General features: G+C 63.2%; 10 protein-coding genes, 1 tRNA gene and 1 pseudogene. 5 read left to right on the top strand and 7 right to left on the bottom strand.

Annotated elements, in window-relative coordinates:
• Window positions 1–2: 2 nt before the first annotated feature.
• The 3 genes and pseudogenes from HKK80_RS05890 to HKK80_RS05880 form a co-directional block, all read right to left on the bottom strand.
• Complete coding sequence (locus HKK80_RS05890) at window positions 3–3,629, bottom strand: PAS domain-containing protein (protein ID WP_411798683.1); 3,627 nt, start codon at window positions 3,627–3,629, stop codon at window positions 3–5.
• Window positions 3,630–4,016: 387 nt separating this feature from the next.
• Complete coding sequence (locus HKK80_RS05885) at window positions 4,017–7,805, bottom strand: LAGLIDADG family homing endonuclease (RefSeq protein WP_411798741.1); 3,789 nt, start codon at window positions 7,803–7,805, stop codon at window positions 4,017–4,019.
• Between the two features lie 39 nt (window positions 7,806–7,844).
• Window positions 7,845–8,297 (bottom strand): annotated as a pseudogene (locus HKK80_RS05880) (ribonucleotide reductase N-terminal alpha domain-containing protein); the annotation flags it as partial.
• A gap of 386 nt (window positions 8,298–8,683) precedes the next feature.
• Here HKK80_RS05880 and HKK80_RS05875 point away from each other — a divergent pair.
• Together HKK80_RS05875 and HKK80_RS05870 are read left to right on the top strand one after the other, a co-directional pair.
• Entirely contained in the window at window positions 8,684–8,887 is a 204-nt protein-coding gene (locus HKK80_RS05875) for a hypothetical protein (protein WP_411798682.1), read from the top strand.
• 179 nt (window positions 8,888–9,066) lie between these two features.
• Window positions 9,067–9,942 carry a hypothetical protein gene (locus HKK80_RS05870; RefSeq protein ID WP_411798681.1) on the top strand — a complete coding sequence of 292 codons (876 nt, stop codon included), beginning with the start codon at window positions 9,067–9,069 and terminating at the stop codon, window positions 9,940–9,942.
• A gap of 23 nt (window positions 9,943–9,965) precedes the next feature.
• On the opposite strand, the gene trpG is transcribed toward HKK80_RS05870, so the two are convergent.
• The 4 genes from trpG to trpD are packed head-to-tail and all read right to left on the bottom strand — an operon-like array spanning window position 9,966 to window position 13,988.
• Window positions 9,966–10,613 (bottom strand): anthranilate synthase component II, encoded by a 648-nt coding sequence (trpG, locus tag HKK80_RS05865; protein WP_411798680.1) that lies wholly within the window; start codon window positions 10,611–10,613, stop codon window positions 9,966–9,968.
• Window positions 10,610–12,322: an anthranilate synthase component I gene (gene trpE / locus HKK80_RS05860; protein ID WP_411798679.1), complete on the bottom strand. Its 1,713-nt coding sequence runs from the start codon at window positions 12,320–12,322 to the stop codon at window positions 10,610–10,612. The genes trpG and trpE overlap by 4 nt, the downstream gene beginning before the upstream one ends.
• Window positions 12,319–12,966, bottom strand: coding sequence for a phosphoribosylanthranilate isomerase (locus HKK80_RS05855; protein WP_411798678.1), 648 nt, complete (start codon window positions 12,964–12,966; stop codon window positions 12,319–12,321). The genes trpE and HKK80_RS05855 overlap by 4 nt, the downstream gene beginning before the upstream one ends.
• Window positions 12,966–13,988 (bottom strand): anthranilate phosphoribosyltransferase, encoded by a 1,023-nt coding sequence (gene trpD / locus HKK80_RS05850; protein ID WP_411798677.1) that lies wholly within the window; start codon window positions 13,986–13,988, stop codon window positions 12,966–12,968. Before trpD ends, HKK80_RS05855 begins: the two co-directional genes overlap by 1 nt.
• 460 nt (window positions 13,989–14,448) lie before the next feature.
• On the opposite strand from trpD, the gene HKK80_RS05845 reads away from it, so the two are divergent.
• The 3 genes from HKK80_RS05845 to HKK80_RS05835 all read left to right on the top strand — a co-directional run bounded on the left by HKK80_RS05845 (window position 14,449) and on the right by HKK80_RS05835 (window position 15,903).
• A tRNA-Val gene (locus tag HKK80_RS05845) sits at window positions 14,449–14,523 on the top strand.
• 20 nt (window positions 14,524–14,543) lie between these two features.
• Window positions 14,544–14,702, top strand: a complete 159-nt coding sequence (locus HKK80_RS05840; protein WP_411798676.1) for a hypothetical protein — start codon at window positions 14,544–14,546, stop codon at window positions 14,700–14,702.
• 97 nt (window positions 14,703–14,799) lie between these two features.
• On the top strand, window positions 14,800–15,903 hold the full coding sequence (locus HKK80_RS05835; protein WP_411798675.1) for an FIST signal transduction protein: 1,104 nt from the start codon (window positions 14,800–14,802) through the stop codon (window positions 15,901–15,903).
• Window positions 15,904–15,916: the final 13 nt, after the last annotated feature.

Raw genomic sequence — 15,916 nt, 5'->3', positions numbered from 1 at the left:
TGTTAACTGTCTAACCCCATAGGCTGAGCGGCTGGCTCGTCGTCAAGCGTCTGCCGGAGGAGCTTTTTATGGGCAGCCTGGAGATGGTTGTACACCGCTGGACTTGAGATGTCGAAGCTTGCTGCGAGCTCCTCACCCGTTATATCTCGTGGGGTTTCATAGTAGCCGCCGTAGTAGGCTGCGTTCAATATCTCCCGCTGTCGCTCGGTCAGTTCATCGAGTGTGTCCGTGTCATCCATTGCTGCAGCCGGTCGCTCCTCTTGGGCGATCAACTCGGCGTCCTCGAACTGTGTGGTGATGAACTCGAAGAGTGGCCGCCGTGGGACACCGTTCGTGATCCGGAGCTGAATCCGGGTTGACGCCGGTGTCACGGTTGCGGTGAGCAGTTGCCCGCCGTACTGTTCGACTGCTGTTGCGAAGAATGGCCTCGGCAGTTCAAGCAGAAGTTGTTGGGAATCATCGGTGCCAAAGGGGGTGGCCGAGTTGATCCCTGTTGCCGTCGACGCATACTCACACACCGCCTGGCGGTCGCCGTCGGTGACCGCTGCCATCACTGTCACCGTGTCATCGGTAGCACGGACGATCGTTTTGAGCCGAATCTCGCTTGTTGTCGCCGCGGCAAGTCGTTGCAGCGGATGAGAGTCATCAGTAAGTTCAAACGTCACCGTCGTCGGCGTGTGATTCGATCCAAGCGACCGTTGATCAAGCACGCGGGTGTAGTTCACCAGCAGCGACGACGCGTCGGTGAGCAGATTCGTATACATCTCGTCGAACGCATCGTCGTCTGCGGAGTAGGCGGTGAGCACGCCGTACAGCACATCGTCATGAACAAGCGGGACGCTCAACACGGCACGGTACCCATATGACAGTGCTTCTTTTGCCCAGTCCGTGTCCTGGACGTGCTGGGAGATGGCGTTGCTGCTGAACGGGTCACGTTCCGTTGCCGCGATATGTGCCGGAAGCGAACACGCATGCGCCGAGCGGACGGTATCAAGATACTGCTCTCCGTCACCGGCTGACGCTGTTACTGTCAGTGTGGTCTCGGTCGCGCGTGGCCGGCCGATCCACACAAAATCAACTGGGGCTGGTGTCGCGAGCTCCTCACAGACGGCAGCATCGAGTTCAGACCGGCTGTCAGCCTGTGAAACGCGATCTTGTATCGCCTGGGTTGTGTCAACGACAGCCTGTAACGTATCGACGTGTGCCCGTTGGGTCGAAAGTTGGTCAGCGAGTTGGGCCTGACTTTCGGCACTTTCGAACCCACGAAGCACGGCTTCGGCGTTTGTCGCAACGACCTCAACGATATCGATATCGACGTTGGTGAGTTCCGCCTCCGCAGGAAGGTAGACGGCGACAACACCGAAATCGCCGACGGGAACAGCAACGAGTTGACTGAAACTGACGGGTAGTCCCTCGGCTACGCTATCAAACCGTGGTGTGTTGATACGGTGTGATTCTCCGCTCCGGTATGCCTCCCACACAGGATTGTCGCCCGGCGCAACGGTCGCAAGCGAGTCTGGAAGCTCCCCAAAGGCGGCTGAGTCACAAACCGATCGAAGCACACCGGTGTCGTCGTCAAACAGCTTCATACTCGCGTAGGTGAGATCTAACGCGGTTTCCAGAAACTCAATGACGAATTCGGCGAGTGCCTGCTTCGACTCAAGCGGGTAGTACTGACGAGTCGCGGTGTGGAGTTCACGAAGCAACCGCTCCCGTTTCTCAAGTGCGGTCGTCCGATGGACACGTTCGGTGATCTCCGTCGTAATCCCGACAACCCGGTCGGTGCCATCGGGGTCGGTGATGACGGTGCCGTGTGAGCGCAGCCACCGTTCGTACTCGTCGGTATCAAGCCGAAACTCAACGTCAAAGCTCTCGTGTGAATCGATCGCCGATCGGATGTGCGCTTTGACAGTGTCCCGATCTGCTGGGTGAATCTGTTCCAGATAGGCGTCGACACCGCTCGCGTCCTCGGCAAGCCCGAGTCCCTCCGGAAACTCAATCGGGGTGATCGTATCCGACGCGGGGTGAAATGTCCACACACCGGTATCTGTCTCCGAAAGTACCAATCCAAGCCGTTGCCGTGTTTGTTTGAGTGCTTCCTGTCGTTCTTTTCGTTCGGTGACATCCTGCTGGAAACCGATGTAGTTGACCAGGGTTCCCGATTCGTCGGTGACAGGGGCGATCTCAAGGTGGTTCCAGAACGCCGAGCCGTCGGCGCGATAGTTGCGGATCGTTACTGACGCCGGCTCCGCGGCATCAATCGCCGCTCGGAGTTCTGCAACCGTTTCCTCGTCAGTCTCCTCGCCCTGTAAGAATCGACAGTTTCGACCGAGCGTCTCCTGACGCGTATAGCCCGTCTGCTCGACGAATCCATCGTTCACATAGACGAGTGGGTTGTCTTCCTGTGTTGGGTCACTGACCACGATGCCGATTGGAGCCGCGTCAACGGCGTTGCGCATCTGTTGGAGTTCGCCCTCCCGGGCTTTTCGCTCGGTAATATCCTGAATCGTGCCGCGAACGCGAATCACGTCGCCATCGTCGTCGAACTGTGGTTCGCCGCGCGTCCGCACCCAGCGAACCGTGTCGGTGTCGTCAATCAGCCGCAGTTCGAGATCGTAGGCGTCGCCGGCGTCAACCGCCCGCTCAAAGGCGTCTTTGATTGCGGGGCGATCAGCTGGGTGATAGGCCGCGATACCGCGCTCGCTGGTGATTTCGGTATCCGTCGAGAGCCCGTATATCTGGTACACCTCGTCAGTCCAATAGAAGTCGTCCGTCCGCAGGTCATACTCCCAAGCGCCGACGTTGGCGATATCCTGGGCTTTTGTGAAAAGATCGACCTGTCGGTCACGTTCATTGGCATGCTCGCGGCGGGCCGTGATATCGGTAAGTGTCAGTAGGACTCGGCCGACCGCAGCGTCGTCAGTATGGATCGGCACGGCGTTCACTGACACCAAGACATCGTCAGCATGCGGCCGTGTGATCGTACATTCATGCTCGGAGATCGGTTCGGCTGTGTCGATCACGTCGGCTACCGGAAATCCGTTTTCAACGATCCGTTTTGTCCCGTCGTCGAGTGTGATCCAGCCATCCGCGCTGTACGACCCCCCAACGAGTTCCGTGTGTGGCGTCGCAAACAACTCGCCGGCACGCGCGTTCGCCCGTTCAATCGTCCCATCAGCCCCCACGATGAGCTTCGCCAGCGGGCTTGACTCGAAGATCGACGCGGTGAGCTGTTTCGTGTCGGCGAGCTCCTGAGAAATCGCCCGCCGCTGGAGGAGGTTATCAATCCGGCGGGTGAGTGCCGCCGTCGTCGTCGATGGTTCAATGACGCTATCGTATCGAACGGAGAACTCAATGTCGACGCCCTGGTCTCGCTGCGACGAGGCATCGGCGAGCAACACAACGGGAGCAAAAACCGGCGATTGCTGTGCTCGCCAGTCGGTGACGAGCGCTGGCTGTGTCCGGAGCGTCGCCGCATCAACGAGACACAGATCCACAGTAGCCGGCACGGTGTCGTCACAATCGATCAGGTCATACGCCGCAAACAGCTCAGTCGCTGCTGGATCCGCCTGAGAACCACTGCAGACAACGCCGATTGTTGCCTCCTGTGAGCCGTCCGCGGAGATCATACGCCAGCCCACCACCGAACCGCGGTGGACACCGCCATCGCTGGGGCTGCAGCGACATCGGTCCCCGAGAGTACCCCCTCGCTACGGTCTGCTGAGCCGCGTCCGGTGACACGGGGCGTGGACGTGGGGACGGCAGGATCGGCTGGTGGCGCGTCCGTCGATGCGTCGGCCGGCACCACTACTGGCGGTGATGTGCCGCCAGTCGCAGGGGTTCGGCGAAAGCTGCTACCTATCATTACTACTACATCGGCTTGCAGCAAAATAAGTTAGCAGGGCGGAGCTACCCCGACATTGTAACCGACTACTAGGAGACGCGATATCGGCGGGGTGCCACGAGGTGAAAAAGTGCGGTTGTAAGACGGGTCGAACCGAACCCGTGCCGTTAGGCTAACACTCCGACCAGCCGCAGGACTCGCAGGTCTTGCAGCCTTCCGAGAAGTACAGCGACATGCTGCCACACTCAGGGCACTCCGGCGATTCGCCGGCCGCGAGTAGCTCGTCGGTCGCGTCGTCGGTGGCCGCCTCGTCGGCCGGCGGCTCGGTCATCGAATCCGTCGTCGCGCCGCTGCTCGCACCCGCTGAGACGGCCGCGCCGCCGTCGGTTTCAGGCGCAGTCGGCTGTCGTTCTTCAGTCTCTTCCTCGTTGAGCTCCGAGAGGTTCTGCTGTTTCGGGTACGGCTCCTCGATGTCGCCGTCAAGGTAGCGGCGCAGCGCGGTGCCGATGGCATCGGGGATAGAGTTGATCTGCTCGCCTTTGTCCCAGGCGACTTTCGGGGATCGAATCCCGTTCAGTTCGTTGGCGATCTCCTCGGGATCGACGCCCGAGCGCAGGGCGGTCGAGATCGTCTTGGCGAGGGCCTCGGTGAAGGAGGCCGTGAAGCCGCCGGAGTTGCCGATGTTGGCGAACAGCTCGAACGGTCGGCCCTGTTCGTCCTCGTTGATGTTGACGTAGACCTTCCCGTAACCGGTGTCGACGCGCTGGGTGACGCCGTAGAGCACGTCCGGCCGCGGACGTTTCTTGCCGAGGCCTTCCTCGGTCGTCTCGGGTTGGGTGAACAGCTCGTCGAGTTCTTCGCCGAGTTCGGCACGCACCTCGTCGTTGTCGAGGAAGTCCTCGATGCCGCCGAAGACCTCCTCGATCTGGGTGGTGATCTGCTCGGCAGCCTCGCCGTCGTCGGCGAACTCGGTGTTCTTCGCGCGGGTGGTGAGCACCTGCTTCGAGCGGGTACCGTCGCGGTAGACGGTGACGCCTTTCCCGCCGTTCTCGTAGATGTAGCGGTAGACCTCGTCCATGTCCTCGGCGGTCGCCGAGTTCGGGAAGTTACAGGTCTTCGAGATCGCGGAGTCGACGCCGGCCTGACAGGCACACTGGACGCCGGCGTGTTCCTTCCCGGAGAGGTCGGAAGTAACGACGAACAGTTCACCGATGGCTTTCGGGACGGTGTCGAGCCCTTCGACGCCGTCGAACTCGTTTTCGGCCATCTGCTCTTGGGCTTCCTGTTTGACGGCGTCGACGTCGATGTCGTTTTCCTCCAGGACGCGAAGGAAGTAGTCGTCAAATTCGACCAGCATCTCGTCGCCCTGGACGTCGTCGGAGACGTTCTTGTAGTAGGCGACGTTGTAGATCGGCTCACAGCCGCCGGTGGTGTTGCCGATCATCGAGGTGGTGCCGGTCGGCGCGATGGTCGTCGTGTTGTGGTTGCGGATCGGGAAGCCGTCGGCCCATTCGTCGGCGTCCTCGCCGGTGTGGTGTTCGAACCACTCGCGGTACTCCGTCGGGTTTGCGTACTTCGAGTCCTCGTAGTCGGCGAAGGGGCCGCGTTCTGCGGCGAGTTCGTGGGAGGCCCACTTGGACTCGTGGTTGATGTGGGTCATCAACTGCTCGGCGATGGCGTTGGCCTCATCGGAGCCGTAGCGAACGCCGATCTGGATGTACAGCTGTGCGAGGCCCATGATGCCGAGGCCGATTTTTCTCATTTCTCGGACTTTCTGTTCGATCTCGTCGACCGGGAAATCCGACATCGTGACGACGTTTTCGAGGAAGCGCGTCCCGGACTCGATCCGGCGGTTGAACGCGTCCATGTCGATAGCTTCCTGGATGAACGCCTCGGCAGCGGCGTCGAGAGTGTCGTAGGCGTCGCCGTTGTTGTCGTACCAGACGCGCCAGTCGGGGGCGTCCTTGTCGGCCAGTGTCGAGAGGTTGATGTGGCCGAGGTTGCAGGCCTCGTACTCCTCAAGCGGCTGCTCGCCGCAGTTGTGAACGACGATGCCGTTGGCGACGAACGACTCCGTGTCCGGCTCGGTCAGATCGTAGACGGCCTCGTGGCCGTCGTGACTGACGGATTTGACCGTCGCCTCGAAGGTCTCGCTGTAGGGGCCACGGTCGTAGCCCGCGAGTAGCTCGTCGAGGGCTTCGTTCTTCGAGTCGAGCAGGAACCCGATCTCCTCGCGGAACCGCAGCAGGTTGTCCTTCGAGATGACCAGATCGTGGTCGGCCTGTCGCTCGTATTCGGCCGTGCCGCCGTTCCCGTCCGGCATCTCTTGACTGCCGGCCTCGTGTCGCTCCTCGTAGATTTTGCTGAAGATCCCGAAGTTCGTCAGCAGTTGCTGCGTCTCTTTGAGCAGGCCGATATCCGTACTCGACAGCCGAACCGAGACGCCCTTTTCGAGATTACCCTGTACGCCACCATCAGCGGTGAACAGCGCACGAAGGAAGCTGCGAGCCATCTCCTCGCTGCCGCGCATCACCGAGTCGGGAACTTGGTGTTTGGTGTCGGTGAGCCCGACCGACTTCGCGAGTTCGTAGAGGCGGGTCGACCGAATCCGCTGTTCGATGGCCTGCGCGCCCCGGTAGTCCGCATCCCGGCTGACCTCGTTGGCACTGATCCCGTAGTCGCCGTTGCCGAGTGGTTCGCGGACGACCTCGTTGACGTCCTCTGCAAGCGACGCCGATATCTCGGCGTCCTCGTCGTAGAAGTTCAACACGGCACGCTCTTCGCCGGTTTTCAGATGACCGTCGCCGACCAGCCAGCCGAAGACGCGACCTTCCGCCGCGCTGCCGTGCTGGCCGAACGATCCCTTTCGGTTCTGGATGTGTACCGCATCGCCGGCCGAGAGATATTGCGCTTCGACCCAGCCGTCGGCGGTCATCACGCGGTGGTCAGCCGTGAGCCGGAGTTCGTACCCCTCCTCGGTCGTGAGTTCGTACACGTCCTTCTCGCCTGTTTTGTAGACGCTGCTGGCCTCCTTGACCGACGCGTCGCTCAGACGACCGTCGACGACTACATCAGTCGCCGTTCCCTGTTCGTACAGCTCCTCGGCCGGGATCAGTCCGCTGTCGGTGCTAATCAGCGTCTCGCCGGTGACACACGGGTTGGTGGCGAGGATCTCGTGGTCGGGATGTTCCTCAACGTCGAATGAGTGCTGTTTGTTGACGCGTTCGAGATAGATCACGCCGGGTTCGCCGTTCTCGTAGGCCCCGTTGACCATGTGCTCCCAGAGTTCCTCGGCGGGAACCGACAGCTCCTCACCGACCTCGACGTGCTCGCCGAGGCCGTGAAGCTCGTAGAGTTCCTTCGTCTCGGGGGTAGCAATGTGGGGTTCCTCGGTGCGGGGATTGGTGAAGGTGAACTCCTCGCCGTTGAACAGCGCCTCCATGAAGTCGTCGGTGACGCCGACGGAGATGTTGAAGTTCGACAGGTGGCCCTCGACAGCGTTGCGGAGGTGTTCGGGGACGCGACCCTCCTCATCGATCAGCTCGCGGGCCTCTTCGAGCGCGTCGGCGAAGGAGTTGTGCGTGAAGTCGTCGGGGTCGTTGAGCCGCAGCGAGTGCGCCAGCGAGACGTCCTTGTTCTTGGCGTGGATGAACTGGATCACGTCAGGGTGGGAGACACGCATGACGCCCATCTGCGCGCCGCGGCGCGCGCCACCTTGGGCGATGGTCTCACACATCTGGTCGTAGGTGCGCATGAACGTGATCGGCCCCGACGCGATGCCGCCGGTTGAGCCGACCGAGTCGCCGTACGGGCGGAGCTTCCAGAACGCGTACCCCATCCCACCACCGGACTGGAAGACCTCCGCGGCCTCCTTTGCGGTCTGGTGAATATCCGTGATATCGTCGCCGGGCGAGTCGACGAAACAGGCCGACAGCTGCTGGAGTTCGTCGCCAGCGTTCATCAGCGTCGGCGAGTTCGGCATGAACGAGAGCTGGGTCATCAGCTCCTCGAACTCGTCGGCAACACTCTCAACGTGGCTTTGGATATCGTCAGGGAGTTCGGGAACGATCGTTTTGTACGAGAACTTGTTGACGTTGTACACCGACAGCGTCGTTTCAGCGTCGTCGTCAGCGGTCGTGCCTGTGCCGAAGACTTCCGCGGCGAGTTCGTCGCGCCGTGGGTGATCGGGCTTGATCTGGTCGGGGGTGACCGTGATCTCGGTGTCCTGTTTGTCGGCCTCGAAGACGGCCTCGGCGAGCGCAACGTTTTGGGCGACGCGTTCGAACAGCTCCTCTTGGCTTTCGTCGACGTTGCCGTCGGCATCCTTCCGGAGATACCGGGCGGGGAGGATGTTGTTGTAGGCGTTGCTCGTCAGTCGGTCTTCGAGCGTGTCGCCGGTGGTGCGTTTGATGGGCAGTTCGAGTTCGTCGGCGGAGAGCTCCGCGCGGCTCATTCGTCGGCCCCCTGCGGTGCGTCGGCGTGTCGGATGGTGGTTTTGTTCTGGTGGCGCATCTGTGTACTCCGTAGCGAAAGACGGGACTGTGGTACCGATGGCACCCTCATAACAGCTACGGTTGCGGTAGCACAACCAGGGTTGCACTGGAAAGTACTGCCGCTCGCTGGGCTGCGATCTGAAGAGGGTCGGTTCTGTCCGCGTCCGGTAGCTATTGTGTGATGGGACTGATCCGGTATAAGCGTGCCCAAACCGGACTGAAAGTGAAACCCGGTCGGAGGGCAGCTGGTCGGCCCAGAGGTGGCGACTACCGCTGTCAACATCGACAGTTGGGAACCGAAAGTAGTCCCCACAAGCTTATTCCGATTCGGTGTCTCGCTCGGGATATGTCATCGCTCGCACTTATCGGCGGACTCGCAAGCGGCGGGATCGCCGGGCTGAGCCTCCCACAGCTGCTGATCGCCCTCGTCGGGATGCTTGTCGTGCTCATCGTGGGGCGGATCGTCCTTAAGATCGCGTGGCGACTCGTCACCATCGGCGTCGTTGTCGTCGGCGCGCTGCTCATTCTCGTCCAGTTTGGGCTGTTGTAGCTGAACCCCCCGAGGGCGTGACCGCAGCCACTGTCGGTCAGGTGGCAGCGATTGATTATCTTTGCTGATAATTTCAGGCCGTGATTTAAGAGCATAGGAAAAGGAACCGTTAGACACCACCTACGGGATCGCCCGTAGGCATCCATGTTCAACACTGCGAACCGAGGTAGCCAGCGGCTATGACGAGCCGCCGTCAACTCCTTCGTGGGGTTGCCGGCACCCTTTCCGTGTTCGGAGGGCTCCGCTGGGGCGGCCTCGTCGCACCCGCCGACGCCCAAGCAAACGAGACGGCGTCGGATAGCGACGCGTCCGGCGATGGCGACCCAACGGGGCTCCCCGGATACACGGTCGGCCAGATATATCTCCGCTACGAGGAACACGTCGGGATCACAACGTTTGTCGAACTCGAAAACGAACACGAGGACAACGAGGAGCGCGTTCGCCTGGAGGCGGATGCCCGTGGGCCGAATGAGACCCTCGGCACCGACGGAACGTGGGAAGATATCCCTTCGACATTTGAGCGAACGGTTAAGCTCCGCATCGACAACGTGTTTGACCTCTACAACGCGGTCGACAACGTCACGGAACTCGTGATCCGCGGCCGGGTACCCGACGGCGAAACCGATGTGATCGCGGCGTTTTCCGGCAGCAGATTTCGGAAGGGGATCGAAAGCGGTGGCCCAACCGAACCCGACGGCGGCACCGACGCCGCTGTCGAGGTACAACAGGAAGGCGAGACTGGCGACGCCACAGCCGGCGACACCGAACCGTCAGCCGACGACGAAAGCGACGAGACAACCGAGGAGAGCGACGAAACCGAAGCAAGCGGCGAGACCACACCCGACGACGAGACGGGGGCGGACACAGCCAGTCCCAACGAGGTTGATCCCGCGAATCAAACCGGCGTTGATGTCAGCAACCCGGAGGACGTGGTTTCGGCCGGTGGTGACGACGGTGAGACCAGCGACGACGGCGGCAGCGATAGCGACGGCGGCGACAACGAAAGCGGCGGTGGCCTCCTCGAAAGTCTCTCCTTTGGCGTGTTTGGTGGGTGAACACCGCTCCCAGAACAGCAGAGTTAGGCGTCCGAGCGCGGTGAGGACGCCGCCGACTCACCAGCCGTCTGCCGCAGAAAGTTGTCGATCAGATCGTGACCAACAGCGGTCAGCACGCTTTCGGGGTGGAACTGGACGCACTCGATGGGATGTTCGCGGTGGCGAATCCCCATCACCAACTCCTCGCCGTCGTGGTCGGTCGTCGCCGACACCTCGAAACAATCGGGAATATCGGTCGCAATCAGCGAGTGATACCGCCCGGCCTGAAACCCCTGTTCGATGCCGGCAAAGACACCCTCGCCATCGTGATCCATCGGGTAGGCCTTGCCGTGGATCGGCGCGGGCGCGTGGCCGACGTGGCCGCCGTACTCGTAGGCCGCCGCTTCGAGGCCGAGACAGACGCCAAGTGTCGGGGTTTCGGGACTCACCTCCCGAAGCACGTCCATCGTCACCCCCACGTCACGGCTGTTTTTCGGATGCCCCGGGCCGGGACTGATGAGGATCGCGTCGGGATCGACAGCCCGGATCTCGTCGAGCGACGCGGTGTTTTTCAACACCGTCACGTCGATTGCCTCGAACCCACCATCGCCGTCGGAGATACGGGTTTCGGAGACGTACTCGACGAGATTGTAGGTGAACGAATCGTAGTTGTCGACGACGAGGACGTTCATTGCTCGCCCTCCCGTGCTTCAAGCTGCTCGATGGCGGTCAACACGCCGTCCATCTTTTGTTCAGTTTCCTCGTATTCGGCCGTCGGGTCGCTGTCGGCAACGAGGCCCGCACCCGCCTGCACCGTAATCAGGTCGTCGCCTGCGCGCGCGCCGTCGATCCGGCGATCCGCGTCGTCGCCGGCCGCGTCAGCGATGATTTCGCCGTCGCCAGTCACGCCGCCGTGGTCGACGGTCGCCGTGCGGATCACGATCGCGAAATCGGCGTCGCCGCTCCAGGAGAAGTAACCGACGCCGCCGCCGTAAACGCCGCGCGGTGCGGCTTCGAGGTCGTCGATGATCTCCATGGCGCGGACTTTCGGCGCGCCGGTCAGCGTGCCCGCCGGGAACGTCACCCGGGCGGCGTCGAACGCGTCGTACTCGTCGGCGACGCGGGCGGTGACCGTCGATTCGATATGCTGGACGTGGCTGTATTTGAGGACGCTCATGAACTCCTCGACCTCGACGCTGCCGGGGTCGGCGACCCGGCGCACGTCGTTGCGCGCGAGGTCGACGAGCATCGTGTGCTCGGCTCGCTCCTTGCCGTCGGCCAGCATCTCGCCGGCGAGGCGGCGATCCTCGACGGGGCTGGAGCCGCGCGGACAGGTGCCCGCGATGGGGTTCGAGACGATCCGGTCGCCCTCGACAGACACCAGCGTTTCGGGACTCGCACCGACAATCGAGCGGTCGCCGTGGCGCATGAGGTACATGTACGGCGAGGGGTTGACCGATCGCAGGGATTCGTAGAGGCTGACCGGGTCGACGTCGCCGGTGAGTTGGCGGCGACGCGAGATGACGCCCTGATAGATGTCGCCGTCGAGGACGTGCTGTTTGGCCGTGCGGACGGCGTCCTCGTAGTCGCTCTGCGAGCCAGCGGTCTCGCCCGTTCGGTGGAAGCCGGTGGTCGGTGGTTCGTCGGCGTCGGCCAGTGTCGCGGCAACGTCGGCGGCTTCCGCCGTGAGATCGTCGTAGATATCGCCGGGGTCATCGTCGGGGCCGACGACAGGGGTAAAGACGAGTTCGACCGTTCCCTCGGCGTCGTCGAAGACGAGCGTCCGGGTCGTCAGCGCGAACTGGGCGTCCGGTACCTCGGTGTCGGGTCGTTCGCGGCCGACCTCTTCGAGGACGAGATCGTAGACGGCTTCGTGAGCGAGAAAGCCGACGAGGCCGCCCGAAAGCGTCCGGCGGTCGCTGGCGGGGAAGCCGCGCTGGTCGAGGCTCGGGAGGCCGCCGCGGAGACGGTCGAGTACGTCGCCGTTGGTCGCCGCGTCGCCGCGGTAGGCGTCGACAACGAGGTCGCCGGCATCGCCGAGGCGGTCAACTTCAGTGCGGTCAGGGTACACCGAGATGACGGCTTCGGGGTCGTAGCCGACAAACGAGTAGCGAGCGTGGCGTTCGGCGTCGGTCGCGGCGGTGAACGCGCCGTCGGGATCGGAGGAGGCGACCTTTTCCGCACTCTCCAAGAGGAAATTGTACGCGCTGCGACCGGCGAGGGCGGCGTAGGCGGCGAGCGGGGAGGTGTCGAGTTCGAGCGTCGCGGCCGCGCGGGCGACGACCGGCTCCTCGCGGTCGTCGTCAACGAGGTCGATAAATTCGGCGCGGTCGCGGTCGAAAGTGAACAGGTCGGTATCGGCCGAACTGTCACCGCTGGCTGCTGTCTCGCCGGTCGTCATGCTGGCACCTCGATCTCGCGGCCCGCGTTCCGGACGAAGGTGGCGACGGCGGTGTGATCCTTGCTGCCCTCGGATCGCTCGACGCCGGAGGCAACGTCGACGCCGAACGGCGCGGCCACGCGGATCGCCTCGGCGACGTTGTCAGGGGTGAGCCCGCCAGCGAGGATCACCGGCGTCGTCAGGGACTCGACAAGGTCGGCGGTCGCCTCCCAGTCGTGGGGTTCGCCGGTGCCGCCCGCGCCCGCCTCGGTCGTCGAATCGATGAGGAGGGCATCGGCGACGCCGTCAAGCGCGGTGGCACGGTCGGTGTTCTCGTGGTCGACGGCGGCGATGATCTTGACGCCCGTTTCGGCGCGGATGTAGCCGAGGTCGTCGGCGTCGAACTCGCCGTGGAGTTGGAGCGCGTCGGGCTGGATCGCTTCGACGAGTTCGACCGCGTGGTCGGCATCGTCGGGCATCGAGACAAGCGTCGCGGTCACGAACGGCGGGACGACGGCGACCAACTCCGCGGCGGTGCTGCGATCGACCTCCCGGGTCGTCGCCACGTCGACCGCCGAGATGATCCCGACGGCGTCGGTGCCGGCCTCGACAGCGGCCTGCAAATCGGCGCGGTTCGTGATGCCGCAGATCTTGGTGCGTGCCATCAGGCGTCTCCAGCCTCCGGTTTGGGCGTCGCCTCGCGCAACGCGTCGAGTTTCGCCGCCGCGTCGCCGGAGTCGATAGCGGCGGCAGCGGCGTCGACCCCGGCTTCCAGCGACTCGGCTTCGCCAGCGACATAGATCGCCGCGCCCGCGTTGGCGAGGATGAGGTCGCGTTTCGCGCCGGTTTCCTCGCCGGTGACGATGGCTTCGAGGTCGGCGGCGTTTTCCTCGGGTGTGCCACCGGCGACAGCCTCGATTGGAGCCGAATCGAGACCGAGGTCTTCGGGCGTGAGCGTGAACTCAGTGACATCGTCGCCGTCGACTTCGGCGACGGTGGTTGCGTCGTGGAGGGCGATCTCGTCCATCCCCGCGCCGTGGACGACGAGCGCGCGGTCGACCTCCATCTCGGTGAGCGCGCGGGCGATTGTGGGCACGAGGTCAGGATCGTAGACGCCGAGCAGTTGGGCGTCCGCGGCGGCGGGATTTGTGAGGGGGCCGAGGACGTTGAAGATCGTCCGCATCCCGAGTTCCTTTCGCGGGCCGATGACGGCCTTCATCGCGGGGTGGAAGACGGTCGCCAGCATGAAGCCGATCCCCTCCTCATCGATGGCGTCTTCGACAGCAGGCGGTTCGGCATCAACGGTGACGCCGGCGACTTCGAGCACGTCCGCGCTGCCAGAGGAGGAGGACACCGAGTAGTTGCCGTGTTTGGCGATCGGGACGCCCGCGCCCGCGGCGACGATCGCGCTCGTCGTCGAGACGTTGATCGTATCGTAATCATCGCCGCCGGTGCCGCAGGTATCGACCAGCGGCGAGCGGTCGGGCTCGATCGTCCGGGCGGCATCGCGCATCCCCTGTGCGAAGCCGGCGATCTCGGTTTCAGTTTCGCCCTTGGCTCGCAACGCAGACAGCAGCGCGCCGATCTGCGCCTCGGTTGCCTCCTCGAAGACGAGGCGGGCGGCGTCCCGTGCCTCGTCGAGTCCCAAATCCTCGCCGTCGGCCACACGTTCGATATAATCCTGCATTGTTAGTCACCAGTGTATGAGTTCGTCTTATGATGTACACGTCTGTACATCGCTAAAAGGCTATCGACCGACGACGAAGCGCGTGGGATCACGACACACCGCGACAGCGGCCGCAGCAACAGTGTTTAGAAACAACCAGCAAGCAGGCGGGTCGGCCGGCCGTCCAACCGCATTCCTGGCGGACTGAAAGGGCGAGGCTCTCTCGGCGAACCCGGACGACGCAAGCACCGCAGGAACGAGCGAAGCGAGTGACGAGGAGCGCAGCGAGTCCCGGGAGCCGAGAGAGCCGAGGGCTTTCTACACCGATTTCCTCACAGCGACTTCGGATTTGAACAACACCACGAATCCGTATTGACCGACAACAGGCGGGCGGTTCCCAAACCACCAGCCGGGCCGCGCTTCGAAAGCTTCAATTACGTCCCCCGGGTACTGGCAAGTGCGTCAAACGCACGACCAGCACGGGTTTGTGGTCTAGTCTGGTTATGACACCTCCTTGACATGGAGGAGGCCGGCAGTTCAAATCTGCCCAAACCCACTTTCTGATTTCTCGCAACGATGATCGATACGACCATAGTTGGCGTTGAAGATATCCTCATCACCATCGGAATGGGTGAGTTCGATGCCGCAACCGGGTTCTACGTCGCCGTCGCCGTCATCACCCTGCTGATCGTGTTCGCCACGATCTGGGTCTGGTTGAGTACGCGCAGCAGCTAATCGGTGACGACAGCGACACAACCCCCGAGACCAAACCACCAACACCACAGCCACCGCGACGGTGGGCTTTTTACGACGGCCAGCGTGGATAGCGGTCATGGAGGCTGCGTACTGTCGGACGACCGGCAGCGAGTTCCGGTCGACGCTGCAGGAGTTCGATGCCGACCCCGCAGTCGAGGGGTTGCTCGTGTTGGCGACACCCGACGACGCATTTACGCCGGCAACCATCGACGAGACGCTCCGGGAGCTGTCGACGCCGGTGTTCGGCGGGCTGTTCCCGAATGTCATCCACGAGGGCGAGGCCCACGCCGACGGCGCGATCGTCGCCGGCCTCGCGGTTCGCCCGGCCGTCGAGACGATCACCGATGCCGACGAGCCGATCTCTACCGACGCCGACCCGATCACCACCACCGACGCCAACGACTACGAGACAGCGTTCGTCTTCGTCGACGCCTTCGCCGACGACGGCGACCGGTTCGTCCAGCAGCTGTTCAACGCCTACGGCGTCGAGTACACCTACATCGGCGGTGGGGCCGGCACCCTTGACGGCGACAGGCGGCACTGTTTGTTCACCAACGACGGGCTCGTCGGCGACGCGGCCGTGGTGGCGAGGATCACCGCCGAAAGCACGATCGGTGTCGAGCACGGCTGGACAGACATCGGCGGCCCCTTCGAGATCACCGCCGCCGACGGCCGGCGACTCGAAACGCTTGACGGCCAGCCGGCCTACGACCGCTATGCCGGCATCATCGACGCCGAAACCGATCGCACCGTCACGAAAACAAACTTCTTCGAGGTGGCGAAATCCCATCCCTTCGGGATCAGCCGATTGGGTGCCGAGCGGATCGTCCGCGACCCCTTCGAGGTCGACGACGATGGCTCCTTGCGGTGTTTCGGCGCGCTCCCCGAAGGCGAGTTCGTCCACGTCCTGCAGGGCGACCCCGAAAGCCTCGTGGCGGCGGCCGACCGCGCGCATGCGGCCGCCAGCGAGGGGGCAAGCACCGACAGCGCGCTGATAACCTTCGACTGTGTCTCGCGGGCCCAGTATCTCGAGAGCGCATTCGACCGGGAACTGGCGGCACTCAGCCAACGGGGGTCGACGATCGGCGCGCTGACCATCGGCGAGGTCGCCAACGACGGGCGGGGCCATCTCGAATACTACAACAAAACCGCGGTCGTCGGGGCCGTCGATGGCCTATGAGCGACCTGCGCGG

It is taken from the genome of Halonotius sp. F2-221B (assembly GCF_046719765.1).
Lineage (GTDB): Archaea > Halobacteriota > Halobacteria > Halobacteriales > Haloferacaceae > Halonotius.
This window is presented reverse-complemented; position numbering and strand designations above follow the sequence as displayed.

Excerpts from the sequence above, each read along its gene's own strand:
- HKK80_RS05890 (WP_411798683.1), bottom strand. The coding sequence starts at position 3,629 with ATGATCTCCGCGGACGGCTCACAGGAGGCAACAATCGGCGTTGTCTGC.
- HKK80_RS05885 (WP_411798741.1), bottom strand. The coding sequence starts at position 7,805 with ATGAACGCTGGCGACGAACTCCAGCAGCTGTCGGCCTGTTTCGTCGAC.
- HKK80_RS05875 (WP_411798682.1), top strand. The coding sequence starts at position 8,684 with ATGTCATCGCTCGCACTTATCGGCGGACTCGCAAGCGGCGGGATCGCC.
- HKK80_RS05870 (WP_411798681.1), top strand. The coding sequence starts at position 9,067 with ATGACGAGCCGCCGTCAACTCCTTCGTGGGGTTGCCGGCACCCTTTCC.
- trpG (WP_411798680.1), bottom strand. The coding sequence starts at position 10,613 with ATGAACGTCCTCGTCGTCGACAACTACGATTCGTTCACCTACAATCTC.
- trpE (WP_411798679.1), bottom strand. The coding sequence starts at position 12,322 with ATGACGACCGGCGAGACAGCAGCCAGCGGTGACAGTTCGGCCGATACC.
- HKK80_RS05855 (WP_411798678.1), bottom strand. The coding sequence starts at position 12,966 with ATGGCACGCACCAAGATCTGCGGCATCACGAACCGCGCCGATTTGCAG.
- trpD (WP_411798677.1), bottom strand. The coding sequence starts at position 13,988 with ATGCAGGATTATATCGAACGTGTGGCCGACGGCGAGGATTTGGGACTC.
- HKK80_RS05840 (WP_411798676.1), top strand. The coding sequence starts at position 14,544 with ATGATCGATACGACCATAGTTGGCGTTGAAGATATCCTCATCACCATC.
- HKK80_RS05835 (WP_411798675.1), top strand. The coding sequence starts at position 14,800 with ATGGAGGCTGCGTACTGTCGGACGACCGGCAGCGAGTTCCGGTCGACG.